The following is a 26,518-nucleotide window of genomic DNA, read 5'->3' as shown; positions in this document are numbered from 1 at the left end:
TAAGGTTTCGAGATTAATGTTCAAGCTTTACAATGCCCCTTTTTTAAAAGGGGTCTTTTACATAAATAAGAAAAGAAACCGATAACAAGTATATTCCTTAAATTAAGTTAAAGCTTTTCCCTGTTTCTATAGTAGAAAATAGGATAGAATGAGAAGAGATTAAGAGCTAGACCTATTAGGGAGATTAGCCTTTCTGGGTTGCCATAGGATTTTATTTGTTATAAAATTATAATGAGAATAAAATGAGAATGATTAGTAATAAAATTAATAATAAATATTGGCATATATAAGCTAATAATTGGAGGGTTTACGAATGGCAGGTTCAACATTAAAGATTACAGACCTTCATGTTGAGATTGAAGGAAAAGAGATTTTAAAAGGTGTTAACTTAGAAATTAAAGGCGGCGAAATCCACGCTGTTATGGGACCGAACGGTACTGGTAAATCAACGTTATCATCTGCAATTATGGGACACCCTAAGTATGAAGTAACAAAAGGTAGCATCACGCTTGATGGAAAAGATGTTCTTGAGATGGAAGTTGACGAACGTGCACAAGCGGGTCTTTTCCTTGCAATGCAATACCCAAGTGAAATCAGTGGAGTAACAAACGCAGATTTCCTACGTTCAGCAATTAATGCTCGTCGTGAAGAAGGTGATGAAATTTCTCTAATGAAATTCATCCGTAAATTAGATTCAAAAATGGAATTACTTGAAATGGATCAAGACATGGCACAGCGTTACCTAAACGAAGGTTTCTCTGGTGGGGAGAAGAAACGTAATGAAATTCTTCAACTTATGATGCTTGAGCCAAAACTAGCAATCCTTGATGAAATTGACTCTGGTCTTGATATTGATGCATTAAAAGTTGTTTCTAAAGGAATCAATGAAATGCGTGGAGAAGACTTTGGTTGCTTAATGATTACTCACTATCAACGTTTACTTAACTACATCACACCTGATCATGTTCATGTTATGATGCAAGGACGCGTTGTTAAATCTGGTGGTCCAGAACTAGCACAACGTCTAGAATCAGAAGGTTACGACTGGATTAAAAAAGAACTTGGCATTGAAGATGAAACAGTAGGACAAGAAGCATAAAGTAAGCGTTAGGAGGAAATGTCATGACGATTGAGACAACATTACCATTTGATAAAGAGTACGTCCGCAATTACTCACAGCAGTCAGAAGAGCCAACATGGCTAACAGACATCCGCTTACAAGCTCTTGAACAAGCGGAATCTCTTCCACTGCCAAAAGCAGAAAAAACAAAGATTACAAACTGGAATTTTACAAGCTTTAAGGAGCATACAGTAGAGGGTTCTGCAATTTCTTCTATTGATGAGCTACCTGAAGTTGTAAAGTCTTTAATTAATAAAGAGAATGCAAATAACTTATACGTTCAGCAAAATCAAACGGCTGTTTACTCAGAATTAACAGCAGAGCTTAAAGAGCAAGGCGTTATTTTTACAGACATCCAAAAAGCAGCAAAAGAGCATAGTGACCTTGTACAAAAATATTTCATGCAAGGGGCAAAAGTGGATGAAAACCGTCTGACAGCTCTTCACGCAGCTCTAATGAATGGCGGCGTGTTTGTTTATGTTCCAAAGAACGTTGAAGTAAAAGAACCGTTGCAAGCTGTTTTTGTTCATGAAAATGCTAAAACACCGTTATTCAACCATGTTATTGTTGTTGCTGATGATAATAGTTCTGTAACATATGTTGAGAACTACGTTTCAACAACAAATGCAGATGAAAGTATCGCAAACATCGTGACGGAAGTTTTCGCAAACAATAATGCGAAAGTAACATTTGGTGCTGTAGACTACCTTGGAGAAGGTACAACAACATATGTAAACCGTCGTGGTATTGCAGGCCGCGATGGCCGTATTGAATGGGCACTTGGATTAATGAATGAAGGCAATACTGTTGCTGAAAACATTACACATCTAATCGGAGATGGTTCATATGGCGATATTAAAACAGTAACAGTTGGCCGTGGTCATCAAACACAAAACTTAACAACGAACATTACACACTTCGGTAAAAACTCTGAAGGATATATCTTAAAGCATGGCGTTATGAAAGATAGTGCATCTTCAATTTTTAACGGTATCGGTAAAATTGAGCATGGTGCATCAAAATCAAATGCTGAACAAGAATCTCGCGTTCTTATGTTAAGCGAAAAAGCACGTGGAGATGCAAATCCAATTCTTCTTATTGATGAGGATGATGTAACGGCAGGACACGCAGCTTCTGTTGGTCGCGTTGATCCAATTCAACTTTACTATCTAATGAGTCGCGGTATTTCAAAAGCTGAAGCAGAACGTCTAATTGTTTATGGTTTCCTTGACCCAGTTGTTCGCGAATTACCAATTGAAGAAGTGAAAAAACAGCTTGTTGAGGTAATTGAAAGGAAAGTTAAGTAATGAATATCCACGATATTCGTGAACAGTTTCCAATTCTACATCAAGAGGTCAATGGAAATCCGCTTGTTTATCTAGATAGTGCCGCAACGTCACAGAAACCTTTAAAAGTGATCGAAGCAGTTGATAAATATTATCGCGAGTATAACTCAAACGTGCACCGCGGTGTTCATACGCTCGGTACAAGAGCAACAGATGGATATGAAGGGGCTCGTGAAAAAGTACGTAAATTTATTAATGCTTCATCAACAGAGGAAGTTATTTTTACAAGAGGTACAACAACGGCTCTTAATACGATTGCTGCAAGCTATGGGCGTGCAAATGTAGGTGAAGGCGATGAAATTGTTATCACTTATATGGAGCACCATAGTAACATCATTCCATGGCAGCAAGTTGCCAAAGCAACAGGAGCTACGTTAAAATATATACCATTAACAGATGATGGTTCCCTAGATTTAGAAGAAGTACGCAATACAGTTACATCAAACACAAAGATTGTAGCTGTTATGCATGTTTCGAACGTTCTTGGAACAATCAACCCTGTTAAAGAAATTGCTCGCATTGCTCATGAAAATGAAGCAGTTATGGTTGTAGACGGAGCGCAAAGTGCGCCACATATGAAAGTGGATGTACAAGATCTTGACTGTGATTTTTATGCTTTTTCAGGCCATAAAATGGGTGGTCCGACTGGTATCGGTGTTCTCTATGGAAAGAAAGCACTTCTAGAAAAAATGGAGCCTGTTGAATTTGGCGGAGAAATGATTGATTTTGTTAACCTTTATGATTCAACATGGAAAGAGCTTCCATGGAAGTTTGAAGGTGGGACACCAATCATTGCAGGAGCGATTGGATTAGGCGCTGCAATTGATTTTCTAGAAGATGTAGGTCTTGATAACATTGCTGCACATGAACATAAACTTGCACAATATGCGTTAGAAAAGTTGTCAACAGTTGAAGGCATTACGATTTATGGACCGAAAGAACGCGCAGGAGTTGTAACGTTCAATCTAGATGAGGTGCATCCACATGATGTAGCAACAGTACTTGATGCAGAGGGAATTGCTGTCCGTGCTGGTCATCACTGTGCACAGCCTCTTATGAAGTACTTGAACGTATCTGCAACAGCTCGTGCAAGTTTCTATCTATACAATACAGAAGAAGAAATCGACCGTTTTGTTTCTTCATTAATTAAAACGAAGGAGTATTTCACAAATGTCTTTTAGTAACCTTGATACACTGTACCGTCAAGTGATTATGGATCATTATAAAAATCCTCGCAACAAGGGTAACCTTGAGGACGACACAGTGACAATTAATATGAACAACCCAACTTGTGGTGATCGAATTCAACTTTCTTTAAAAGTTGAGGATGATAAAGTCGTCGATGCGAAGTTTGATGGTGAAGGTTGTTCAATTTCATTATCAAGTGCTTCTATGATGACACAAGCTATTAAAGGCTTAAAAGTTGAAGATGCTCTTAAAATGTCAAAAGTTTTTTCAGATATGATGCAGGGAAAAGAATATGAAGATAGCAGCCTTGAGTTAGAAGATATCGAAGCACTACAAGGTGTATCCCAATTTCCAGCCCGCATTAAATGTGCAACATTAGCTTGGAAAGCAATGGAAAAAGGTTTGCACGAGAAGGATAGCGACGCATAAGTAGCTTTATGATCGTATCAAACCAATATGTAGGGGGTAGTAAAAAATGGCGAAGAAGATGCCAGAAATCGGCGATTACAAGTACGGTTTTTCCGATAAAGACGTATCCATTTTCCGTTCAGAACGTGGTTTAACGAAAGAAATCGTAGAAGAAATTTCGCGTATGAAGGAAGAGCCGCAATGGATGCTTGATTTCCGCTTAAAGTCGCTTGAACATTTTTATAATATGCCAATGCCTCAATGGGGCGGAGACTTAAATAGCTTAAACTTTGATGAGATTACGTATTATGTAAAACCATCAGAGCGTTCAGAGCGTTCTTGGGATGAAGTACCTGAAGAAATTAAACAAACGTTTGATAAATTAGGAATTCCAGAAGCAGAACAAAAGTATCTTGCAGGGGTGTCTGCTCAGTACGAGTCAGAAGTTGTTTACCATAACATGCAAGAAGATCTTGAAGCAAAAGGGATTGTCTTCAAGGATACAGATTCAGCACTAAAAGAAAATGAAGAGCTTTTCCGTGAACACTGGGCAAAAGTAATCCCGCCAACAGACAATAAGTTTGCAGCACTAAACTCAGCAGTTTGGTCTGGTGGATCATTCATTTACGTACCAAAAGGTGTAAAAGTAGAAACACCTCTTCAAGCTTACTTCCGTATTAACTCAGAAAATATGGGACAGTTTGAACGTACGCTTATTATTGTTGATGAAGGCGCACATGTACACTATGTTGAAGGCTGTACAGCACCTGTTTATACAACAAACTCACTTCATAGTGCTGTTGTAGAAATCATCATTAAAAAAGATGCTTATTGTCGTTATACAACAATTCAAAACTGGGCGAACAACGTATACAACCTTGTAACAAAACGTGCAGTTTGTGAAGCAAACGCGACAATGGAATGGATTGATGGTAATATCGGTTCAAAACTTACAATGAAATATCCAGCAGTTATCTTAAAAGGTGAAGGTGCTCGTGGTATGACACTTTCTATCGCTCTAGCTGGTAAAGGACAGCACCAAGATGCAGGAGCTAAAATGATTCACTTAGCGCCAAATACGTCTTCTACAATCGTTTCTAAATCGATTTCTAAACATGGCGGAAAAGTAACGTACCGTGGTATTGTTCACTTTGGTCGTCGTGCAGAAGGTGCTCGTTCTAATATCGAGTGTGATACGCTTATCATGGATAACAAATCAACATCAGATACAATTCCGTACAACGAGATTTTAAACGATAACATCTCGCTTGAACACGAAGCAAAAGTTTCAAAAGTATCTGAAGAACAGCTTTTCTATCTAATGAGCCGTGGTATTTCAGAAGAGGAAGCAACAGAAATGATCGTAATGGGCTTCATCGAGCCGTTTACAAAAGAACTTCCAATGGAATATGCGGTTGAAATGAACCGTCTTATCAAGTTTGAAATGGAAGGTTCTATTGGTTAATAGACAGAAAAAAGGGTGAACCTCTTTCAAAGAGGTTCACCCTTTTTCTTTATCGTAGAGCGTTAAGGCTTTTTTGTTTGGCTTCTTCTACCATTCTTTTTGCTTTTTGGTCTTCAATATGGTCTCTTTTCGCTTTTTCTTCAATCTTTTCTGTCTCATTGTTAGAATGAGGGATTTCCACTTGTCGATCATTCCTTTTTTAAAATTTGTAATCAAAGCAGCTTACGTACTGTCCATTAGATTGTTCTAGAAATTAAGCTTCTACCATATCTTCCTCCTCTTAAAAAGCATTCATCTATCCTTTTCCCTATTTTTTTTAGAATAAACCTTATTAAAATTGTAACCTATCGCCCTGTTTAAAGAAAAATTAAACGTGGTACTGATAAATATAACAATTAAAGATAATGGCAAGGAGGAATTAAGAATGAAGGACACAAATCGACAAGTTGGCGGAACAAAAGGACAAACTCAAGATCGTCAGCCAGGAATTGAAAGTGAAATGGACCCTAGACCAGTATATGAAGAGAAGGACTATAAAGGTGCGGACAAATTAAAAAACAAAGTAGCTCTTATTACAGGTGGAGATAGCGGAATCGGTAGAGCTGTAGCAATTGCTTATGCCAAAGAAGGCGCACATGTTGCTGTTTCTTACTTAGATGAAGAAGGGGATGCAGAAGTTGTTAAAGAAGCAGTTGAGAAAGAAGGAGTAAAATGTACGCTTCATGCAGGTGACGTAGGAGATGAAGATTTCTGTAAACGTCTTATTAAAGATGTTGTAGCTGAGCATGGCCGTATTGATATTCTAGTAAACAATGCAGGTGAACAGCACCCACAAGACGGAATTGAAAATATTTCAACAGAGCAATTGCATAAAACGTTCCAAACAAACTTCTTCTCTATGTTTTATCTAACAAAAGGTGCTCTTCCACATATGAAAGAAGGAAGCACAATTATCAATACAGCTTCTATTAATGCCTATAGAGGGCATGCAACTCTTATTGACTATTCTTCAACAAAAGGAGCAATTGTAGCCTTCACACGTTCAATGGCACAGTCTCTTGCAGATAAAGGGATTCGAGTGAATGGGGTAGCACCAGGACCGATTTGGACGCCGCTTATTCCTGCGACATTCCCAAAAGAACAAGTAGAAGAGTTTGGTTTAGACACATTAATGAATAGACCAGGACAGCCTGTAGAGCACGTAGGAAGTTATGTACTGCTTGCAAGTGATGAATCATCATATATGACAGGACAGTTTATCCACATTAATGGAGGAGCCTACATTTCAAGCTAAAAAAGCCGATTTCCGGCTTTTTTTTATTATCAATACTGCTCAATCGAGAAATCGAAAAGAATAGGATATAATAGAATAAAATAAAATGGTGTGGGGTTTTGATATGATTCAAATAGGTGTAACAGGCTGGGGTGATCATGATTCCCTTTATCCAGCTGGAACAAGAAGTAATGAAAAATTAGAAGTATACAGCGGCCATTTTCCGATTGTTGAGGTGGATTCCTCATTTTATGCTGTTCAACATTCTTCAACATTTGAGAAATGGGTAGCGCAAACACCAAAATCATTTGGATTTATTGTAAAGGCATATCAAGGAATGACAGGGCATTTGAAAGAAGAAATTCCTTTTGAGTCGAAAGAGGAAATGTTTGAGAAGTTTAAGCTATCCATTTCTCCTCTCCTAAAAGCAGGTAAGCTAAAGGCTGTTCTCTTTCAATATCCGCCTTGGTTCAGGTGTGAAAAAGCTTCAGTCAACTTACTGAACTATACAAAGAAAATGATGGGTCCTATTCCTATTGCAATTGAATTTCGCAATAAAACATGGTTTGAAGGGGATATGAGAGAGCGTACAATATCTTATCTAAAAGAAAACGGATGGATTCACACTGTATGTGATGAACCACAGCTTCAAAGTGGAGAAGGATACGTTCCAATTGTGCCAAAGGCAACATCCAAAGAGTTAACAATTATTCGTTTTCACGGTCGTAATAGTGCAGGATGGACGAGAGGGAATCGCTCAAATGCAGAATGGCGAAAAGTACGCTGCTTGTATCGCTATAATGAAAAGGAATTAGTAGAGTGGAAAAATCGACTTGAAGAGATGAAAAAGGAAACAAAAGAAATTTGTCTTCTTTTTAACAACAATTCAGCAGGAGATGCTGCCGATAATGCTAAGCAGATGATTGACCTTCTTGGTCTAGAGTATGAAGGGCTTGCTCCAAAGCAGCTAGATTTCTTTGATTTATAACTAGTCTTTAATCACCTTTCTAAATGGCTATCATACATTGACTATAGAAGGGGTGTAGTCAAAATGATAACGTTAGAACCGATTGTAATTGAAGGAAAAACATTCAATGCTACAACAGTTGCTCTGCCAAAAACAACGCTGCTTGTTGTCTCTAACGATAAAGGATACATTATGTGTGGTGCCCTTGATGTTGGATTATTAAACGATAAGTTAAAAGATCGCAATATTCTAGCAGGACGGGCAACAGGGGTTAAAACGATTGACCAACTCTTAGAGGCTCCTCTTGAATCTGTGACACTTTATGCAGAACAAAAAGGGATTGTAGCTGGCATGAAGGGAAAAGATGCTTTATTGAAAATGGTGTAGGAAGACGGAAGATGCCGTCTTCTTTTTTGTGAATTTAGAAATGAGCTTATCTTCTCTTGCATATATATAGTTTGTAGGGGGGATAAGCCGTGTACAGATTAAGAAGAAGACCCCATCGCAAAGGTCCTTTGCCATTTCGGTATGTATTGTTGTTAAGCTTTGTTTTCTTTATTTTCTCGACGTCGCTTGGAATTTGGCTTATTAACAAAGCGGTAGAACCGACACTTATGGCTTATGCAAATATGCAAACGAAAAAAATTGCTCAATATGTCATTAATGAAGCAATTGATAAAGAAATTACAAACCAGCTTGACCCTGAGTCAGTATTTAGTACAACTGGAGAAGCAGGAGATGGCACAGCAGTAAATCTTAATACAGCTGTTGTAACAAATGTTTTAAAAGAGACAACAACCCTCGTACAAAAAAGCCTGCGTGATATTGAAAAAGGAGAAGGACAAATTACAGATCCCCCTAGTGGAGTAGAAATAGAAGAAAATAAAAAACTCCGTGAAGAGGGGATTTTGTATCATATTCCACTTGGGCGTGCTACAGATAATGCGTTGCTTGCAAATTTAGGTCCAAACATTCCAGTAGAGTTTAGCACAATTGGAGCGGCCCATACAGATGTAGAAACAAGTATTGAGGAGTACGGAATTAATAATGCTATGATCACTGTTTATGTGAAAGTTCAAGTTGATGTGCAAGTAGTGCTTCCGTTTGCAACAGACGTAGCTAGGGTAACAACGAAAGTTCCTGTTGCAATGAGAATTCATGAAGGAAGTGTACCAGACTATTACAATAGAGGCGGAGACGGAAGTGGAGCAGCTGTAGAGCTTCCTAATAAGAAAAAATAAAAAAGGGAAAGAAGTAATCTTTCCCTTTTTTATTCTGAAAAGAAAAACTATTTTGACATAAAAGGATAGTATGGTTATAATGTTTTAAGAAAAATATATCTAATGACCTAAATAGTCAGAAAAATTAGAAATTTATTTGAAGGAGAGAGAAAAATGGACAATCGTCCTCAGTGGGGAACAAGAACAGGTTTCATTTTAGCTGCAGCTGGCTCAGCAGTAGGGTTAGGGAATATTTGGAGGTTTCCAGCTGTAGCATATGAAAATGGGGGTGGAGCTTTTCTTATTCCTTATCTTTTTGCATTATTAACAGCGGGGATTCCATTACTTGTAATGGAGTTTACTATTGGTCACAAATATCGTGGTTCGTCACCGCTTTCTTTTGCTAGGTTGAATAAGAAAGTCGAATGGCTTGGATGGTGGCAAGTTGGGATTTCATTTGTTATTGCAACATATTATGCCATTATCATTGCATGGGCGATGTCTTATACAGTGTTCTCATTTGATTTAAGCTGGGGTTCTGATCCTGAATCATTTCTTTATGGCACTCATTTACAGCTGACTGAGCAAGAGGGACAGTTCGGGGGGATGAACTATAGTGTACTTATTCCGTTAGCCATCGTTTGGATTGTTGTATTAGGTATTTTAATTAAGGGCATTAAAAAGGGCATTGAAATAGCTAATAAAATATTCCTTCCTACATTAGTTGTTCTGTTTTTAATTATTGTTATTCGAGCTCTAACACTTGATGGGGCAATCGAAGGCCTTAATGCATTTTTCACACCAAACTGGGAAACAATCACAAGTGGAAAAGTATGGGTAGCTGCATACGGACAAATCTTCTTTAGTTTATCAATTGGTTTTGCAATCATGGTTACTTATTCAAGCTACCTTCCAAAGAAGTCTGATATAACAAACAATGCATTTATTACAGCATTTTTTAATTCAGGGTTTGAACTTTTAGCAGGTATTGGAGTATTCTCGGTACTTGGATTTATGGCTATGCAACAAGGAGTGGACATTAGTGAGGTAGTAAAAGGTGGGGTTGGACTTGCATTTGTAGTTTTTCCGCAAATTATTAATGAATTTCCTGCTTTTAATCAATTTTTTGGTGTTCTTTTCTTCTTATCACTTGTACTTGCGGGCTTAACATCTCTCATCTCTATTGTGGAGACATTTGTAGCTGGAATTCAGGATAAGTTTCATGTTTCACGTACAAAAGCTGTAGCTGTTGGTGGGGGCTTAGCAGCTGTTTTTTCTCTTTTATATGCAACAAAAGGTGGTCTTTACTTCCTTGATGTTATAGATTATTTCATTAATAACTTAGGTGTAGCATTGGCAGGTCTTGTAGAAGTAATTGCTATTGGATGGATATTCCGTCAGCTTCACTCTCTTCAGAACCATGCAAACGGCGTATCGGATATCTTGCTTGGTGTATGGTGGAAGCTATGTTTACTATTTATTACACCTCTTGTTCTAGGATATATGATGTTTGAGAATATTCGTCAAAATTTATCGGAGAATTATGGAGAATATGCTACGTCATTTGTTGTTTCATACGGATGGATTGTAGCAGGAGGAGTCATCCTACTAGGCATCTTATTCTCTTTAAAAGGATGGAGTAAAACATCTTTATCAATTCCGACCGACAAGAAGGAGGTTTCAAAGTAATGGGAACAAGTGCAATTGTAATGATGGTTCTTGGAATGACTATTATTTGGGGCGGACTAATCGCAAGTATTTCTAATGTTATCATTAAAACAAGAAAACAACAGTAAAAAAAGAGAGCCTTTTCTAAAGGCTCTCTTTTAATTTATTTTTTGGCTGCTTTTTGACGATCTGCTCGTTCCCACATTTTTAAATGTGAGTAAGGGTCAAAAGACCACTCAGTTCGCCCATTGTCTTTATACATCCCGTAATGAAGATGAGGTGGGAACTTTCCTGATGTTCCAGGCGGGCCATAACCAGTGCTTCCAACACCGCCGACGACCATTCCTGGCTCTACAACCTGTCCAACTTCAATATCTTTCGTAAATCCGCTTAAGTGAGCAAAGTAGTGATAATTATTATTTACATCACGTATGCCAAGCCGCCATCCGCCATATCTATTCCAACCTTTCATTTCAATAATTCCATAGCAAGTAGAACGAACAGGGACGCTATAGTTGGCAAAGATGTCTGTTCCTTCATGGATGCGACGTCCACCCCACCCACGTGCATCTCCCCATGTGTTTTTGTAGCTAAAATTAGCATTGAGAGGGAGTGGGAAAGCATGATGATCTAAATCTAGAGTGCCAAAGGTTTTAAAGAGCTTTGCATGTCCTAGAATGATACTTACAGTTCGGTCACGGTGATAATACTGCCAAAGACCAATCTTAATTTGAGAAGGGGTAATTCCATATGACTGCAAATAAGAACCAATTGTATATAAAATGTCTTCGTCGTCATACTGATCCGCTTTTCCATCACCATTTCCATCTTTCCCTATTCCTCCAAACAAGGAGATAACTGTTTCATCCTGAGCTTCTTTATGAGGATTCATTGGTCCAACCCAACGGCTTGGCTCGATATAAATCCCAAGTGCTCCTTTTTCATGCGGAATATCTTTATGAGTGCGTCGGACTTGGCGCTCATATTGATCAATTCCAGCAAAGTAATACCAAGGAATATGTGTTGTTGCTTCTGCTTTTTTATACAAGCTCATACGTTCTTCACGAAGCGTTTTTTCATCTTTTTCATTCTCCGCGCTAAAAGCAGCTTGCACATTACTAAAGAAAAAACTAACTATAAATAAACCAATAAATAAGGTTCGCAACGAAAAGTCCTCCTTTCTTCAAACTGCTATTCATTAGTGTGTGAAAAAGTTTTTTTTTCATAAACTTAAAATTATGGAAAAGCCTTTTCAGGGGGCACAGAACTCATGGAAGAATAAGCAAGCAAGCTTGTCTATTTAATGGTAAATATGATAAAGTGGCATAGGATTGACTTATTATTTACTTAAAAATTTTTAAAAAATAAAAACTTTTATATGATGGAGATGATGGGATATGGCAACGAAAGAAGATCATATTCGTAAACCAGATTGGTTAAAAATTAAGCTAAACACAAATGAGAACTATACAGGCTTAAAGAAGATGATGAGAGAAAACAATCTTCATACAGTTTGTGAGGAAGCAAAATGTCCGAATATTCATGAATGCTGGGCAGTACGTCGTACAGCTACGTTCATGATTCTAGGTGCTGTATGTACACGTGCCTGTCGTTTCTGTGCGGTAAAAACAGGTTTACCGACAGAGCTAGATTTACAAGAGCCGGAACGCGTAGCAGATTCCGTTCAACTTATGAACCTAAAACACGCAGTTATCACAGCTGTAGCTCGTGATGATTTAAAAGACGGCGGCGCCCAAGTATTTGCGGAAACAGTTCGCGCTGTACGTAGAAAAAACCCATTTACAACAATTGAAGTTCTTCCTTCAGATATGGGTGGAGTGGAAGAAAACTTAAAAATGTTAATGGACGCTCGTCCCGACATCTTAAATCACAACATTGAAACTGTTCGAAATCTTACTAAGAGAGTCCGTGCTCGTGCTACATATGACCGCTCATTAGAGTTTTTACGCCGTGCAAAAGAGATGCAGCCTGATATTCCAACGAAATCAAGTCTTATGGTTGGGCTTGGAGAAACGAAAGAAGAGATTATTGAAACAATGGATGATTTACGTGCAAACAACGTAGATATCATGACAATTGGTCAATATCTGCAACCATCTAAAAAACATCTTAAAGTACAGAAATATTATCATCCAGATGAGTTTGAAGAGTTAAAAAATATTGCTTTAACAAAAGGCTTCAGCCACGTTGAAGCAGGTCCTCTTGTTCGTTCTTCTTATCATGCTGATGAACAAGTAAATGCAGCTTCAAAAGCACGTCAAGAAAAAGCATAAACAAAAACAACACGCGTTAATAAAACGCGTGTTGTTTTTTATTCGCCATTTGCGTTTTCATTATTGTTAACTTCTTTACCTTGTGGTGAAGTTTTCATCTTTTCTATCGTCTTATTTAACGCGTCTCGAAACTCATCTGATGCTGTAGCAGAGTTTCCGTTGCTTAAACGTTCAATAAGGTCTAGATGTTCCTCATTATCAGAAACGTATACGTGGTAGTAACGAGGCACAACAGATAAAGCTGTTCGTTTAACGCTATCTGCTGTAGCAGAGCGATTTTGTGCACTGGTCTTGTATGAAATGAGCACTTCTTTATCTGTAACAAGCGTTGCCGTATCTTCTACATTTGGAAGCGATGAGGCCATTCGGCTAATAGAGTCAGCTAACGCTTCTCGGTCTAAGTATGGAACACCTTCTTGGCGTTTTTCTTGATTTTCTCCATCATTTCTTTGACGTCTAACATAGCCATAGTTAGAGTTTGTATCATTTTCAGTATCTCGATCTGAAACGGTAATGGGGGTTGTTCCTTCATCTGTTAAAGAATCATTTTCAGCAGCGTTTTGCTGGCATGCTGCTGTGAAGAAAAGCAAACAAGAAAAAGGGAAAATAAGACGTTTCATTTGAGCACCTCCTTTCCTATTAGAATGCGACAAATACGAGCGTTTTTTTCTGTCAAATGATGGTTTCATGGGTGTTGTTATGGTATGTTAAAATGAGAGAAATGAGGTGAAGTTTTTGGTACAAGTTCAAAATAATACGTATGAATTAATTGAAGATGTTAAAGAGGGATTTCAAGAGGAGGCTTTCAAAGCACGCTACAGTGAAATTTTAAATAAATATGATTATATTGTAGGTGACTGGGGTTATAATCAGCTTCGCCTAAAAGGATTTTTCGAAGATCAAAACAATCGTTCAACGTATGACACGAAAATTAGTACGCTGCAGGAGTATTTGTTTGAATACTGTAACTTTGGATGCGCTTATTTTGTGCTTCATAAGATAAAAAAATAAAAGCCAAGGCACTTTATTAAAGGCTTTGGCTTTTATTTTTTTGATGAAGTTTTACTGAGCTTTCTCCTAGGTTATTTAGTATAAGAGCTTGCCCTTGTATGGTAAACTATATAGGGAAAATACTAAAACAAAAATTAGCTTATGCAACATAAGGGGATGAGTAAGCATGTATTTTGTTGATCGAGGTCGTATTGAAAAGATATTGGTTCATTTTGAGGAGCAGTATTCGCTTTTTTTACATCATGAAAAATGGGAAAGCGAACTGGAGCTACGAGCTCTTGAGCGGATTGGTCACCTCCTCATCGAAGGCATTCTAGATGTTGGGAACGATATGATTGACGGCTTTATTATGAGAGATCCGGGAAGCTATGATGATATTGTGGATATTTTACATGATGAGAAAGTTATTACAAGCAAAGACGAAGGGTTACTAAAAGACTTTATTCGCTATCGTAAAGAGCTTGTACAGCAGTATATAGATATTAACCATGAAGAACTTATTGAGGCTTTAAAAAGAAATGCACCGGTGCTTGAAGCATTCCCAACACGAATCCGTACATATTTGGAAAATGAACTTGGTCCTGTTTCAGCATTTAAAAACTAACAACAACGAGTGACATAAGGAGGATTTAAGGTTTGAAAAAGTATAAAGGCTATTTATTTGATTTAGATGGAACAATGTATAAAGGAACAGAGCTTATCGCAGAAGCAAGAGACTTTGTTGTAAAGCTTAAAGAAAAGAATCTCCCGTATCTTTTTGTAACGAACAATTCTTCAAGAACACCTGAGCAAGTAGCTGCAAAATTAAGAGATTTTGGTATCCCAGCAGAGGGACCACAAGTTTTTACAACAAGCCAAGCGACAGCAAACTTTTTAGCGGAAAAAAAAGAGAATGCAACAGCCTATGTTATTGGTGAAGAAGGAATTCAACAAGCATTGATTGAAAAAGGATTTACGCTTCAAGACGAGAATCCAGACTTTGTTGTGGTTGGGATTGACAGAAGCATAAGTTATGAGAAACTTACGAAGGCTTGTTTAGGAGTAAGAAATGGAGCAACGTTCGTATCCACTAATGGTGACATTGCGATTCCAACCGAGAGAGGACTTTTACCTGGAAATGGTTCTCTTACATCTGTTGTTACAGTGTCAACAGAAACACAGCCGATTTTTATAGGAAAACCAGAAAAAATTATTATGGAACAAGCGCTTGAAGTAATTGGGACACCAAGGTCTGAAACGCTTATGATTGGCGATAATTATCACACGGATATTATGGCTGGGATGAATGCAGGAATTGACACACTTCTTGTTCATACAGGAGTTACAACTCCAGAACATTTAACAACATTTGAACAGCAGCCTACCCATGTTGCACACTCACTTTTAGAATGGATGGAATCTATTTAAGGAAGAGAGGAACTTTTGTTCCTCTCTTTTTTTGTCGGATAAAAGACTTTTCTTTAATAAAAACTAACAGTTCACTTATATTACAAAGATATAATTTGACAATTATATGAACACTGATATGCTTCTTCTACATATACTATTTATACACACTAAAAAAAGGGGATTGAACAGATGGAAAAACAAACATTGATTTTTGATTTAGATGACACACTTATTCATTGTAATAAATACTTTCGAGCAACAATTAATACTTTTGTATCAACAATGCAACAATGGTTTTCTACTCTTACTGCTGATGAAATTAAAGAAAAGCAGCTCCAGATTGATTTAGAAAGCATTGAACAACATGGACTTCATTCCTCAAGGTTCCCTGAATCTCTTGTTTCAACTTATAAATTTTTTTGTGAGAAGCAAAAGAAAGAGATAAAAGAAACAGAGATAGAAGAAATAAGAAAAATTGGTGTGAGTGTTTTTGAAATTGAAGTACAGCCTTTTCCATATATGTATGAAGTGTTGTCAACACTTCAAAATGAAGGACACGAGCTTTATCTTTTTACAGGTGGTGATGAAGAGAACCAGAGCAGGAAAGTCGTGCAGCTTGAGCTTGAAACATATTTTGGGAATCGTGTTTTTATTTTTGAACACAAGAATACAGAGGCTCTTCAAACGGTTTTACAAACTATCCGCTCTAACCCTAAACAAACGTGGATGATAGGTAATTCCTTAAAAACAGATATTAAGCCAGCTGTTGAGCTTGGAATTCACGCTATTCATATTCCTTCTGAACTTGAATGGAGTTATAACCAAATTAAGCTTGATATTGATCCAACAGGTGAGCTTATTACTTTAAACTCACTTACTCAAGTGCCAACTCTTATTAAACAATATGCTAAGGAAGATAAAGCGCTCTAAAGTTTACGGTATAATCATCATACTGTTAACATGTAGCGTCTGTTCTGTTATGTAGCATGAAGGATCAGATGCCAAATGAACGTATGTTACAGCAGGCTCCAAAGGCTGTGCTGACCGTTTAATTGGTGTATCTGAATTATGCATACTTACAGAATTAGATGAGAAACTAGCTGGAATGAGTGATGATTACACAGGGATAGGAGTGACAGTATTTACTCTTATTCCACTATCAATCATGCTATTTGTTAAAGCTCTCGTTGTATAGAAAGGAAAATAGATGTTTATTTTGAAGGTATCATCAAACTGTTTATCTGTGATATCTAACAAGCTTAGTTGTTGAGCCTGTACGCCTACGTGGTTGCGAGTGTTTTCAAGATGTCCGAATGTGTCTAGTGTAGCCTCTACTATGCCTTGAAAATGATGTTTGTCACGCAAGTCAATAAGAAGAAGTAAGCAGCGTCTTCTAAGTTCCTCAATGCATGTTTTCGTTCATTTGGCGTCTTCATGTTTGTCTTTATGTTTGGCAATGTAGGAGAGAGTAACGACCGCTCCAGTCCCGCTATCGTCATCAGTAATTAAGGCTCCCCTTCCAGTTAGTTTTCCACTTCCCACTTCTCAATAATTGGTCTTAGGTTCATAAGCTTTTCAAGACCCGGGTGTCTTGTTTCTCATTGAGATGGAAAGCTACTTGGGACACCCTCATATTTTGTGACCTTTTCATAGTAGGACATTAATGGATACCTTGGTTTCATTTTTCTTTCCTAAAAACGATCAAATTCTTTATACACTATGCAAATTAGTCTAGTGTAATGTCTGTAGAGTAAGCTACTTGATGAAATGCTGTATAAGAAGGTACTTATTTGAAGTAAGATAGAAAACAAAAAAGCATTGAGGGGGAATGTTATGCATTAAAACCTTAAATTACCTTTCTCTTCTCAGCATCCCTCTATATAGAAATAGAGCTAACTAAAAAGAATGAGATAACCCGTATCCTTTTAAAAACACAAAATACGGGCCAAGATTGCCATACTATTGTCATGCAAGTTATATGGAGTACTATACAATCATCAAAAAAGAGTAGCTAACAGCTGCTCTTTTTTGATGATAAGAAAAATAACCATTTTACAGGAATCTCTTCATATAATCATAAAGAGAAATGAATAGATAAGGAGCGATAGCATTGCAACAAGCAATTTATGAAATGTATGGAATTCAACCTACTTCTTTCTCGGATACATTTGGATATGACGGTTTTTCGCAAGGACATCTTTTATATACAATTATTCCTGCTTCCTCATTTAGTGAAGAAGAAGCAAGGGAACTTTTTGAAATGGGTCAGCATTTAATTGCTAAAGGAGACAAAGAAGCAGGCTTATTTCTTCAAAATAAAGAAGGAAAGCTTATTTCTGAATGGCAAGATGAAAAATTTATGCTTTGCCGTCATATGGCTCATTCAAACAAATCCTTTTCCACTTTAGGAGAAGAACTTGCTTTGTTTCATGAGCGAGGAAAGATGATGTATGGTGGTCAAGAAAAAATTCATCGCAGCAGGTTTGGAAATTGGAAAGAGCTCTGGGCAACAAGACACGATCAAATGGAGAAATTTTGGATTTTAAAGGTGCGCGATCATCCAAATGATGAAATGGATAAAAGATTAATTGAATCTTTTCCTTATTATTCAGGTCTTACTGAAAATGCAATTCAATATTTAGTAGATACAGAAATTGATGATCTTCCCCGAGCATTTGATACAGCAACTGTTTGTCATCATCGTTTTACAAAAGAGATATGGAGCGCAGAGAGATTTGTGAAATTCCCAATGGACTGGGTTTATGACCATCCAAGTAGAGATCTCAGTGAATACATTCGCACTATTCATTTTCAAGAACAAGAAACGTTCCAAGCCAGCATGTACGCCTTTTTAGAAAAGTATGAGCGTAAAACGCCTCTCTCGTCCTTTGCTTGGCGTCTTCTTTACGCAAGACTTCTATGTCCACTGCATTATTTTGAGGTAGTTGAAGGCTTTTATAGCACGAATAACGAAGATTTAAAAGAACAGTACAGAAAAGAACTGGAAGATATGCTCCATACATCAGGAAACTATGAATCTTTTTTAGGAGAATTTTATCGCTTACTAGGAATTTCTACAAAGCGCTATTATATCCCCGAAATTCCTTGGCTATCTTCTTAATATATAGAAGTAGGATATGATATAATAAAAGGAGTCGCAATATTCTTTAAAATAAAAGAACGTTGCGACTTTTTCTTTTTAATCATGAAAAGCTATTGTGAAAGCTCATTCTTTCCTTTAAAATAATTAGAAAATTTATATTTGTTAGCAAAATGGGTTGTAAAATCCTTAAAAAGGTTTATAATGTCTTTTATACGAATACATATGTATTTTCTAGATAAACATTCGAAGGAGCGTGGCACAGCTATGACAAAAAAAATATCGGTCGGTTTATTAGGACTTGGAACAGTTGGATCAGGTGTTGTGAAAATTGTTGAAGAACATCAGGATAAGCTGCAGCATCAAATTGGATGTCCCGTTGAGATAAAAAAGGCATTAGTACGTGACCTTGATAAAAGCCGTGATACGAATTTAACGAAGGAAAAATTCACAGAGAACGTAAGTGATATTTTACATGACCCAGAAATCGATGTTGTAATTGAAGTAATGGGCGGAGTCGAGGAAACGCGTGATTACCTACTAACAGCACTTCAAAATAAAAAGCATGTTGTAACAGCAAATAAAGATTTAATGGCTTTATACGGTTCAGAATTGCTGACAGTAGCAGCTGATAACAAATGTGATTTATTTTACGAAGCAAGTGTTGCAGGAGGAATCCCAATTTTAAGAGGATTAGTTGATGGTCTTTCTTCAGATAGAATAACGAAGATGATGGGAATTGTGAACGGTACAACAAACTTCATTCTAACGAAAATGAGCAATGAAGGAAAAGCATATGATGACGTTCTAGCTGAAGCTCAAAAGCTTGGCTATGCAGAAGCAGACCCAACTGCAGATGTAGAAGGACTAGATGCAGCCCGTAAAATGACTATTTTAGCAACGCTTGGTTTTTCTATGAAAGTCGATCTTGATGATGTAAAGGTAGAAGGAATTACTAGAGTTACAGAGGAAGATTTACAGTATAGTAAACAACTAGGTTATACAATGAAGCTCATTGGTTATGCTCATCGAGACGAAGAAGAAATTGAAGTTAGTGTTCAACCAACATTGATTGCGAACAATCATCCATTAGCAGGAGTAAATGATGAGTATAACGCTGTCTATGTGTATGGGGAAGCTGTCGGGGAAACAATGTTTTATGGACCTGGAGCAGGTAGTTTACCAACAGCAACAGCAGTTGTATCAGATCTTGTTGGAGTAATGAAGAACATGAGACTTGGTGTGAACGGAAGCAGTGCAGTTGCTCCACAATTCCCGAAACAGCTTAAAGCAGACGAAAAAGTGCTTTCGAAATATTTCCTTCGTCTTCATGTCCATGATCAAGTTGGAGCATTCTCAGAGCTGACAAACTTGTTTTCAGATCAAGGAGTAAGTCTTGAAAGAATTATTCAGCTTCCTGTTAAAGACAGTGATCTAGCTGAAATTGTTCTTGTTACGCATGAAGCATCACTAGGAAAATATGAAAAAGTATTACATGCTATTGAAGCACTACCAATTGTTCAAGAAATAAAAAGCAGCTATAGAGTTGAAGGAGATGGATCGCTATGACATGGAAAGGTTTGTTAAGTGAGTATAGAGAATTTCTACCCGTAAATGAGAATACGCCATTATTAACACTTCATGAAGGAAATACGCCACTTATTCATCTAGCTTCTCTTTCAGAAGAACTTGGCATTAATTTACATGTGAAATTTGACGGAGCTAATCCAACAGGTTCTTTTAAAGATCGTGGAATGGTTATGGCTGTTGCGAAGGCGAAAGAAGAAGGAAGTAAAACAGTTGTATGTGCTTCAACAGGGAACACATCAGCAGCTGCAGCTGCATATGCAGCACGCGCTGGACTTCGTTGTATTGTTGTTATTCCAAATGGCAAGATTGCTATGGGGAAACTTGCGCAAGCTGTAATGTATGGAGCTGAGATTATCGCAATTGATGGAAACTTTGACGAAGCGCTTAAAATGGTACGTAAACTTAGCGAAACAACTCCATTAACGCTCGTAAACTCTGTAAATCCATATCGTATTGAAGGACAAAAAACAGCTGCTTTTGAGGTTTGTGATGCTTTAGGAGTAGCGCCTGATGTATTAGCTATCCCAGTTGGGAATGCAGGCAATATTACAGCATATTGGAAAGGTTTCAATGAATATAACGATAAGAAAAATACAGGGTTACCTCGTATGCACGGTTTTGAAGCAGAGGGAGCAGCAGCTATTGTTCAGAATAAAGTAATTGAACAACCAGAAACAGTTGCAACAGCTATTCGAATTGGAAATCCAGCAAGCTGGAATTTTGCAGTGGAAGCGGCAGAAAACTCAAATGGAAAAATTGATTATGTAACAGATGAAGAGATTTTAGAAGCTTACCATCTTATTGCTAAAAGAGAAGGTGTGTTTGCAGAGCCAGCTTCAGCAGCTTCTGTAGCAGGGGTTATTAAAGATTTAAAAGCAGGTAAAATTAAAAAAGGTGAGACAGTTGTTGCAGTGCTGACAGGTAACGGTTTGAAAGATCCTAACGTTGCCATTGAGTCTAACAATTTTATACCAACTGTTCTTCCAAATGATGAAGAAGAGGTATTTCAATATATCCAAGGAGTTGTCGCTTCATGCTAGCAATGGAACGGTTTCATATTACCGTTCCAGCAAGCACGGCAAACCTTGGTCCAGGGTTTGATTCAGTTGGAATGGCCCTTGGAAAATATCTTGAGCTAACAGTTGAACCTGCTGAAAGATGGTCATTTGTCCCTCTTACTCAAGAGGTAGCGCTTATTCCTCAAGGAACAGATAACATGATGTATGAAGTAGCTAAGCATGTAGCAGACAAATTTGATGTCTCTCTTCCGAGTGCACGTGTTGAGGTGAAAAGTAATATCCCCCTTGCACGAGGCCTTGGGAGTAGTGCTTCCGCTATTATTGCAGGGATTGAACTTGCTAATCAGCTGTGCGAGCTGACTTTATCCAATGAAGAGAAAATCCGAATTGCAAGCCTTTTGGAAGGACATCCTGACAATGTGGCGCCAACTGTTAACGGAGGAATTGTCGTAGGCTGCCACACGGAAGCTAAGACATATACTGTTTCAATTGTGCCAAAAGATGTGGATGTTGTCGTTGTGATCCCGAATTATGAGCTTAAAACAGATGATGCTAGAAATGCGCTTCCTTCTCAATTTTCATTTAAGGGAGCTGTCGAAGCAAGTGCTGTAAGTAATGTATTAACAGGCGCATTACTTATTGAAGACTGGAAAACAGTTGGAGAGATGATGGAGCAAGATTCTTTTCATGAGCCATATCGAGAACAGTTTGTTCCCGAGCTCTCTTTTGTTCGTCGTAAAGCAAAAGACTTTGGAGCCTTTGGTACAGCTTTAAGTGGTGCAGGGCCAACAGTGCTTTGTTTAGTTGAAAAAGGTCGTGGAGAAGAGCTTGCGGCTGCTTTAGCTCCATCGCTCACTCACTGTCTTGTAGAATCAATTCAAATTGATGTAAACGGTGTTTCTGTAGAAACTGCCACAAATGAACATGCGTAAAAAAACAGCCCTTCTGCCTGAGGCAAAAGGGCTGTTATCATTAAAATACTTGTTCAACTTCTACAACGCCAGGTACTTCCTCAAGAAGTGCACGCTCGATACCAGCTTTTAAAGTGATTGTCGAACTTGGGCAGCTTCCACAAGCTCCAAGAAGACGAAGTTTTACAATACCATCTTCTACATCAACAAGCTCACAGTCTCCACCGTCACGTAGTAAAAACGGACGAAGTTTATCAAGAACCTCTTGTACTTGGCCTTTCATTTCTACAGTTTCCATTCCTGAAAACCCCTTTCTGTTTCAATATTAAAAAGAGTATATAGTCTTGTCTAAAAAAGACTTTGGAACTCATGAATACTTATAATTTTATATGTGAAGCTTAACAGTTTTGCTAACCTAACTACATTATAAAGGTTATAAAGAAAAAAATCTATCTGAGGAAAAGAACTTAAGAAAGGAAAATTTGTTTTTAGCTTCCAGAAGTGCCTAGTATCAAGTTTTTTTATTAGGAATAAAAAAGAAATAAAATCTTCAAACGAAGAGAATATATAAAGTAAAAGAGAAAAAGAGAGGGGAATTGAGAAATGTCTCAAAAAGCGGTCGTTAATATTTGTGTGTATGGAGCAGAAGTGATTTGTGCAAGTTGTGTAAATGCTCCCTCTTCAAAAGATACATTTGAATGGCTAAAAGCAGCTCTATCGCGTAAATATGGTCAGCATTGTTTTGATTTTATATATGTTGACATAAATGAGCAACAATCAGATAGAGAGCAAACGGATATGTGTAAGAGAATTCTAGAAGAAGAGTTTTTTTATCCGCTTGTTACAATAAACGGAGAAATTGCTGGAGAAGGACATATTCAGCTCTCGCATTTGCACCAAAAGCTTCAACAGTTAGTATAAGAGGCGGCTAGTATAAGCTAACCGCCTTTTTTTTATCCATTATGGTGTTTGTACATCCAAAGAAGACCAGACTTTAAGAGACGAGCAACACGACCTGTAATAGGACGCTCTGCAAGTAAGCCAAAGCCGTGTTTCTTTCCAAGAGAGCCAAGCACTCCTTTAAGCTTAATTGTTGAGAGTTCAGGAGGCTGTTCACCTTTCCAGCGAGAAAGAAGAACTTGAACAATCTGTTCGGCTTGGCCTTCCGCAAGCTGTGCACTTGGGGCATGCGGAAGGCTTGCACAGTCACCTAGTACATATACATGTTCATTGTTTGGAATATTATGATGAGGAGTGAGGATAACACGACCTTGAGGGTCTTTTTCTACATCCAAGTTACGAACAACTTTACTTGGCTGAATTCCTGCAGTCCAGACGATTGCATCACTATAAATCTCTTCATCATGATTGTAAAGTTTGTTTTCTTCTACTTTTGTAATATTTGCCTTACTTACAATTTCGACTCCGTTTTCTACAAACCATTTTTGTACATAGTTACTTAAACGCTCAGGAAATGCGGATAAAATAAGGGCACCACGGTCGAAAAGTTTAATTGTTAAATCTGGTCTGCTTTCACTTAGCTCACTTGCAAGCTCAACTCCGCTTAAACCAGCACCAACAATCGATACAACGCCATGTGGAGGAAGGTTGTTTAGTGTTTGATATGTTGCTCGAGATTGATCAATGGATTGGATACTATATGTATGTTCCGGTGCTCCAGGGACGTTATGATACTTGTCTTCACAGCCTAAGCCAATTACAAGATCATCATAAGAAAGGGTACTTTCATCTTCAAAATGGACGAGGTTGTTCTGAAGATCAATGTTTACAATTGTTCCATATTTAATGTTTAAACGAGGTTCATCAGGAAAGGAAACGCGAACATGCTGGTCTGAAATTGTCCCTGCTGCAAGCGCGTAAAACTCAGTTTTTAGAGAATGATAAGGCGCTCGATCAACAAGCGTAATTTCAACATCATTTGGCAATGCGTTTGGAAGAAGGCGCTGAAGCATGCGCATACCACCGTAACCGCCACCGAGAATAACAAACTTTTTCATAGAAATTTCCCCTTTAAAGTTTTATGTATATTAGAAATGGAGTAACATAATTCGGTGTAAAAAGGTTTCTTGATAACATTTTAAATCAAAAACACACTAAAAGTATAGCCAAATTGAAAAAAAATCACAAGCTTTGTTAATAGATTTGTATATTGATATGATTTAGTAGATAATATTTGACGTAAAAGAAAGAACAAACTAAAATGAGTGAACAATTAACACCTATTTAAAGAAGTGTTAGGATTTTAGGGTATAGATGAAATTTTGTTTTTTTACTATAGTATGAATGAGAAGTGGGTATAATGAGAAGAGGTGAAAAAATGATTAAACCAATTGTAGAATTTTGCATTAGTAATTTAGCAAACGGTTCTCAAAAGGCATTAGAGGAACTTGAAAAAGATCCAGACTTCGATGTTATTGAATATGGTTGTTTAGGGTACTGTGGACAATGTGCACATTCTTTATATGCGATGGTGAATGGAGAAGTAGTTGAAGCTGAATCTCCAGAAGAACTTGTGAAAAATGTGTATACGTTTATAGAAGAAAATCCAATGTTTTAAGGCAAAAGGCTTTTTAGGTCTTTTGCTTTTTTTCATAAAAAAAACTCCCTGATCAAATCCAAGGAGCTAAAAACGGGGGATATCCTTATTGTGCTCCGAACTGGTTTTTTTTATACTAGAAAAAACGAAAAACTTGGAGGAAATGATGAAAAAGTTTAACTTCACAAAAATGCATGCACTAGGAAATAACTATATTTATATTGATATGTTCAAAGAACAAATCGAAGAAGAGAGATTAGCATCACTTGCAGTAAGCGTATCTGATATTCATAAAGGCATTGGATCTGATGGAATGATTTTAATTTGTCCTTCAGAGGTAGCTCCTGTAAAAATGCGTATTTTTAATAACGATGGTTCAGAAGGAAGAAACTGTGGGAACGGTCTGCGCTGTGTTGCTAAATATGCCTATGAAAATGGAATTGTAGAGTCTGAACAATTTGCAATAGAGACGTTATCAGGAATTGTTCAAGCATATGTGCACATTGATAGAGGGATAGTTGAAGAAGTAACGATAAATATGGGAAAACCACGTTTATCAAGAGAACAAATCCCGATGAAAGGTGAAAGCGCAGAGAGCATTGTGAACGAAAAGGCTACCTTTGCCGGGCAAGAGTACAATATTACGGCTGTTTCAATGGGCAACCCTCACGTTATTTTCTATATCGATCATATTGAAAAAGCACCTCTTACAACACTTGGTCCTATCGTTGAAAAAGATGAACGTTTTCCAGAGGGAGTAAATGTAGAATTTGTAGAAGTTGTGAACGAGAAGGAAGTTCATTTCCGCGTATGGGAAAGAGGCTCAGGTATTACCCAAGCGTGTGGTACTGGAGCATGTGCCGCTGTTGTGTCATCTGTTTTAAATGATAAAGTAGAGCGGGATGCCCCTGTTGTTGTGCATCTAGCTGGGGGCGATTTAACAATTGAGTGGAAAAGTGATGGAGACGTGTTTATGAAAGGTGAAGCGAAAACCGTTTGCAAAGGTGAGTACTATTATTAAGAGATATCGTTTGTTCCACTATCGAAGGAATAGTATACTATAAAGAGAACACCTTTTATGTGTGAAAAGGAGGGCTAGAAATGAAAGACGTTGTAATCATTACCGAAGCAGCAAGTCATCAAATTAAAGATATGATGAAAGAGCATGGTGAAGAAGGCTCTTACTTGCGCGTTGGTGTAAAAGGCGGAGGTTGTAGCGGTTTGTCTTATGGAATGGGGTTTGAAGAAGCTCCAACAGAAGCAGATGAACAGCTAGAGCAACATGGAATTAAAGTGATTGTCGCAAAAGAAGATGCAGCTATCTTAAACGGCACAATAATAGATTTTAAAGAGTCCATGCTTGGTGGAGGATTTACGATTGAAAATCCAAATGCTATTGCTTCATGTGGCTGTGGTTCTTCATTCCGTACGGCAACAAATACGGGAACGCCTGAAGAATGCTAAAAAAGACGCTCATCTGAGCGTCTTTTTTATTGAGCGAAAAGGTACGTGCGCTTTTGGATCCATGTAAGCTTTAGCATTGTTTACAGCTGTTGGAGCTTCACCAAAACCTGAAGCAATAAGCTTAACTTTTCCTTCATATTTACAAACCTCTCTGCTGCATAAATGCCTTCAATATTTGTTTCTTGTTTTGTATTTACAACAATAGAGTTCTTTTCAATTTCTAATCTCCAGTCTTTAATTGGGCTAATAACCGTAATATCAAAGACTTGTTAATCTTCTTTCAAGATGAGTTTTCCTTTACTAAAAGTAAAAATATGTAGATACACATGCGAAAAAACGTGTATTAAATTTATAAAATTAGTTAAACCTTTCCTCACTGTAGCATAGGTTAGAAAGAAGTTTAGCAATCATAATAGAAATGATAATAATTGTCATACTATACAAGGATTTTTAAAAAAACATAAATTTTTTAAAGCTAGGTAAATTGAAAATGCTTACAGAATGAAAGCCTTATGCAACGGTAGTTCT

30 protein-coding genes and 1 pseudogene are annotated in these 26,518 nt (G+C 37.5%); 24 read left to right on the top strand and 7 right to left on the bottom strand.

The window, feature by feature from the left end; all coding sequences use genetic code 11:
- Nucleotides 1-313 precede the first annotated feature (313 nt).
- Genes sufC through sufB form a run of 5 tightly spaced genes read left to right on the top strand, consistent with a single transcriptional unit; the run spans nucleotide 314 to nucleotide 5,527 of the window.
- Nucleotides 314-1,099: a Fe-S cluster assembly ATPase SufC gene (gene sufC / locus B9N79_RS18070; RefSeq protein WP_040060177.1), complete on the top strand. Its 786-nt coding sequence runs from the start codon at nucleotides 314-316 to the stop codon at nucleotides 1,097-1,099.
- A 23-nt stretch (nucleotides 1,100-1,122) separates the two neighbouring features.
- Nucleotides 1,123-2,427 carry a Fe-S cluster assembly protein SufD gene (gene sufD, locus B9N79_RS18065; protein ID WP_019395017.1) on the top strand — a complete coding sequence of 435 codons (1,305 nt, stop codon included), beginning with the start codon at nucleotides 1,123-1,125 and terminating at the stop codon, nucleotides 2,425-2,427.
- A complete protein-coding gene (locus B9N79_RS18060) occupies nucleotides 2,427-3,647 on the top strand; it encodes a cysteine desulfurase (RefSeq protein ID WP_019395018.1) in 1,221 nt (406 codons plus the stop codon). The genes sufD and B9N79_RS18060 overlap by 1 nt, the downstream gene beginning before the upstream one ends.
- On the top strand, nucleotides 3,637-4,083 hold the full coding sequence (sufU, locus tag B9N79_RS18055) for a Fe-S cluster assembly sulfur transfer protein SufU (RefSeq protein ID WP_046218008.1): 447 nt from the start codon (nucleotides 3,637-3,639) through the stop codon (nucleotides 4,081-4,083). The genes B9N79_RS18060 and sufU overlap by 11 nt, the downstream gene beginning before the upstream one ends.
- A 46-nt stretch (nucleotides 4,084-4,129) precedes the next feature.
- Nucleotides 4,130-5,527 carry a Fe-S cluster assembly protein SufB gene (gene sufB / locus B9N79_RS18050; protein WP_019395020.1) on the top strand — a complete coding sequence of 466 codons (1,398 nt, stop codon included), beginning with the start codon at nucleotides 4,130-4,132 and terminating at the stop codon, nucleotides 5,525-5,527.
- Nucleotides 5,528-5,576: 49 nt separating this feature from the next.
- Here the strand turns inward: sufB and B9N79_RS26795 are convergent, their stop codons facing one another.
- Nucleotides 5,577-5,708 (bottom strand): hypothetical protein, encoded by a 132-nt coding sequence (locus B9N79_RS26795; protein WP_019395021.1) that lies wholly within the window; start codon nucleotides 5,706-5,708, stop codon nucleotides 5,577-5,579.
- 243 nt (nucleotides 5,709-5,951) lie between these two features.
- Between B9N79_RS26795 and B9N79_RS18045 the strand changes: the two genes are divergently transcribed.
- The 6 genes from B9N79_RS18045 (at nucleotide 5,952) to B9N79_RS18020 (ending at nucleotide 10,783) form a co-directional block, all read left to right on the top strand.
- Nucleotides 5,952-6,821, top strand: coding sequence for an SDR family oxidoreductase (locus tag B9N79_RS18045; protein WP_019395022.1), 870 nt, complete (start codon nucleotides 5,952-5,954; stop codon nucleotides 6,819-6,821).
- A gap of 103 nt (nucleotides 6,822-6,924) precedes the next feature.
- The gene (locus tag B9N79_RS18040) at nucleotides 6,925-7,788 is read left to right on the top strand and encodes a DUF72 domain-containing protein (protein ID WP_019395023.1); all 864 of its coding nucleotides are present in this window, start codon (nucleotides 6,925-6,927) and stop codon (nucleotides 7,786-7,788) included.
- A gap of 63 nt (nucleotides 7,789-7,851) precedes the next feature.
- Nucleotides 7,852-8,154 (top strand): YunC family protein, encoded by a 303-nt coding sequence (locus B9N79_RS18035; protein ID WP_019395024.1) that lies wholly within the window; start codon nucleotides 7,852-7,854, stop codon nucleotides 8,152-8,154.
- 89 nt (nucleotides 8,155-8,243) lie between these two features.
- On the top strand, nucleotides 8,244-9,008 hold the full coding sequence (yunB, locus tag B9N79_RS18030; protein ID WP_019395025.1) for a sporulation protein YunB: 765 nt from the start codon (nucleotides 8,244-8,246) through the stop codon (nucleotides 9,006-9,008).
- 153 nt (nucleotides 9,009-9,161) lie between these two features.
- Entirely contained in the window at nucleotides 9,162-10,676 is a 1,515-nt protein-coding gene (locus B9N79_RS18025; RefSeq protein WP_040060173.1) for a sodium-dependent transporter, read from the top strand.
- Complete coding sequence (locus B9N79_RS18020) at nucleotides 10,676-10,783, top strand: methionine/alanine import family NSS transporter small subunit (RefSeq protein ID WP_082023740.1); 108 nt, start codon at nucleotides 10,676-10,678, stop codon at nucleotides 10,781-10,783. Before B9N79_RS18025 ends, B9N79_RS18020 begins: the two co-directional genes overlap by 1 nt.
- A 35-nt stretch (nucleotides 10,784-10,818) precedes the next feature.
- On the opposite strand, the gene B9N79_RS18015 is transcribed toward B9N79_RS18020, so the two are convergent.
- Complete coding sequence (locus tag B9N79_RS18015) at nucleotides 10,819-11,820, bottom strand: M23 family metallopeptidase (protein WP_040060171.1); 1,002 nt, start codon at nucleotides 11,818-11,820, stop codon at nucleotides 10,819-10,821.
- A 232-nt stretch (nucleotides 11,821-12,052) separates the two neighbouring features.
- Between B9N79_RS18015 and lipA the strand changes: the two genes are divergently transcribed.
- Entirely contained in the window at nucleotides 12,053-12,949 is an 897-nt protein-coding gene (gene lipA, locus B9N79_RS18010) for a lipoyl synthase (RefSeq protein ID WP_019395029.1), read from the top strand.
- A 38-nt stretch (nucleotides 12,950-12,987) separates the two neighbouring features.
- Here lipA and B9N79_RS18005 read toward each other — a convergent pair whose 3' ends face one another.
- The gene (locus tag B9N79_RS18005; protein WP_052264465.1) at nucleotides 12,988-13,569 is read right to left on the bottom strand and encodes a YhcN/YlaJ family sporulation lipoprotein; all 582 of its coding nucleotides are present in this window, start codon (nucleotides 13,567-13,569) and stop codon (nucleotides 12,988-12,990) included.
- A gap of 115 nt (nucleotides 13,570-13,684) precedes the next feature.
- Here B9N79_RS18005 and B9N79_RS18000 point away from each other — a divergent pair, with 115 nt between their 5' ends.
- From B9N79_RS18000 to B9N79_RS17985, 4 genes are all read left to right on the top strand, one after another.
- The gene (locus tag B9N79_RS18000; RefSeq protein WP_046218007.1) at nucleotides 13,685-13,960 is read left to right on the top strand and encodes a YutD family protein; all 276 of its coding nucleotides are present in this window, start codon (nucleotides 13,685-13,687) and stop codon (nucleotides 13,958-13,960) included.
- Between the two features lie 166 nt (nucleotides 13,961-14,126).
- Nucleotides 14,127-14,564 carry a DUF86 domain-containing protein gene (locus B9N79_RS17995; RefSeq protein ID WP_019395032.1) on the top strand — a complete coding sequence of 146 codons (438 nt, stop codon included), beginning with the start codon at nucleotides 14,127-14,129 and terminating at the stop codon, nucleotides 14,562-14,564.
- A gap of 32 nt (nucleotides 14,565-14,596) precedes the next feature.
- Nucleotides 14,597-15,367, top strand: a complete 771-nt coding sequence (locus tag B9N79_RS17990; RefSeq protein ID WP_019395033.1) for a TIGR01457 family HAD-type hydrolase — start codon at nucleotides 14,597-14,599, stop codon at nucleotides 15,365-15,367.
- 171 nt (nucleotides 15,368-15,538) lie between these two features.
- A complete protein-coding gene (locus B9N79_RS17985; protein WP_019395034.1) occupies nucleotides 15,539-16,279 on the top strand; it encodes an HAD family hydrolase in 741 nt (246 codons plus the stop codon).
- Between the two features lie 186 nt (nucleotides 16,280-16,465).
- On the opposite strand, the gene B9N79_RS26905 is transcribed toward B9N79_RS17985, so the two are convergent.
- Nucleotides 16,466-16,714, bottom strand: a complete 249-nt coding sequence (locus B9N79_RS26905; RefSeq protein WP_338090232.1) for a Rossmann-fold NAD(P)-binding domain-containing protein — start codon at nucleotides 16,712-16,714, stop codon at nucleotides 16,466-16,468.
- A gap of 745 nt (nucleotides 16,715-17,459) precedes the next feature.
- Between B9N79_RS26905 and yutH the strand changes: the two genes are divergently transcribed.
- The 4 genes from yutH (at nucleotide 17,460) to thrB (ending at nucleotide 21,990) form a co-directional block, all read left to right on the top strand.
- Nucleotides 17,460-18,470, top strand: a complete 1,011-nt coding sequence (yutH, locus tag B9N79_RS17975; RefSeq protein WP_040060169.1) for a spore coat putative kinase YutH — start codon at nucleotides 17,460-17,462, stop codon at nucleotides 18,468-18,470.
- A gap of 246 nt (nucleotides 18,471-18,716) precedes the next feature.
- Complete coding sequence (locus tag B9N79_RS17970) at nucleotides 18,717-20,018, top strand: homoserine dehydrogenase (protein WP_019395036.1); 1,302 nt, start codon at nucleotides 18,717-18,719, stop codon at nucleotides 20,016-20,018.
- Complete coding sequence (thrC, locus tag B9N79_RS17965) at nucleotides 20,015-21,079, top strand: threonine synthase (protein WP_019395037.1); 1,065 nt, start codon at nucleotides 20,015-20,017, stop codon at nucleotides 21,077-21,079. The genes B9N79_RS17970 and thrC overlap by 4 nt, the downstream gene beginning before the upstream one ends.
- Nucleotides 21,073-21,990, top strand: a complete 918-nt coding sequence (thrB, locus tag B9N79_RS17960; RefSeq protein WP_040060165.1) for a homoserine kinase — start codon at nucleotides 21,073-21,075, stop codon at nucleotides 21,988-21,990. Before thrC ends, thrB begins: the two co-directional genes overlap by 7 nt.
- 40 nt (nucleotides 21,991-22,030) lie before the next feature.
- Here thrB and B9N79_RS17955 read toward each other — a convergent pair whose 3' ends face one another.
- Entirely contained in the window at nucleotides 22,031-22,267 is a 237-nt protein-coding gene (locus B9N79_RS17955; protein ID WP_019395039.1) for a NifU family protein, read from the bottom strand.
- A 305-nt stretch (nucleotides 22,268-22,572) separates the two neighbouring features.
- Between B9N79_RS17955 and B9N79_RS17950 the strand changes: the two genes are divergently transcribed.
- The gene (locus B9N79_RS17950) at nucleotides 22,573-22,890 is read left to right on the top strand and encodes a YuzD family protein (RefSeq protein ID WP_040060164.1); all 318 of its coding nucleotides are present in this window, start codon (nucleotides 22,573-22,575) and stop codon (nucleotides 22,888-22,890) included.
- Nucleotides 22,891-22,922: 32 nt separating this feature from the next.
- Here the strand turns inward: B9N79_RS17950 and B9N79_RS17945 are convergent, their stop codons facing one another.
- Complete coding sequence (locus tag B9N79_RS17945; RefSeq protein ID WP_040060163.1) at nucleotides 22,923-23,987, bottom strand: NAD(P)/FAD-dependent oxidoreductase; 1,065 nt, start codon at nucleotides 23,985-23,987, stop codon at nucleotides 22,923-22,925.
- 320 nt (nucleotides 23,988-24,307) lie between these two features.
- Here B9N79_RS17945 and B9N79_RS17940 point away from each other — a divergent pair, with 320 nt between their 5' ends.
- The 3 genes from B9N79_RS17940 to B9N79_RS17930 all read left to right on the top strand — a co-directional run bounded on the left by B9N79_RS17940 (nucleotide 24,308) and on the right by B9N79_RS17930 (nucleotide 25,990).
- Nucleotides 24,308-24,547: a YuzB family protein gene (locus B9N79_RS17940; RefSeq protein WP_019395042.1), complete on the top strand. Its 240-nt coding sequence runs from the start codon at nucleotides 24,308-24,310 to the stop codon at nucleotides 24,545-24,547.
- Nucleotides 24,548-24,692: 145 nt separating this feature from the next.
- Nucleotides 24,693-25,547 (top strand): diaminopimelate epimerase, encoded by an 855-nt coding sequence (gene dapF, locus B9N79_RS17935; RefSeq protein WP_040060161.1) that lies wholly within the window; start codon nucleotides 24,693-24,695, stop codon nucleotides 25,545-25,547.
- An 80-nt stretch (nucleotides 25,548-25,627) separates the two neighbouring features.
- On the top strand, nucleotides 25,628-25,990 hold the full coding sequence (locus B9N79_RS17930) for a HesB/IscA family protein (RefSeq protein WP_019395044.1): 363 nt from the start codon (nucleotides 25,628-25,630) through the stop codon (nucleotides 25,988-25,990).
- Between the two features lie 9 nt (nucleotides 25,991-25,999).
- Here B9N79_RS17930 and B9N79_RS17925 read toward each other — a convergent pair.
- Nucleotides 26,000-26,235 (bottom strand): annotated as a pseudogene (locus tag B9N79_RS17925) (hypothetical protein); the annotation flags it as partial.
- Nucleotides 26,236-26,518 lie beyond the last annotated feature (283 nt).

The organism is Priestia filamentosa, assembly GCF_900177535.1.
Taxonomy (GTDB): domain Bacteria; phylum Bacillota; class Bacilli; order Bacillales; family Bacillaceae_H; genus Bacillus_I; species Bacillus_I filamentosa.
The sequence above is the reverse complement of the archived record's forward strand: the minus strand, read 5'-3'. Positions and strand labels throughout refer to the sequence as shown.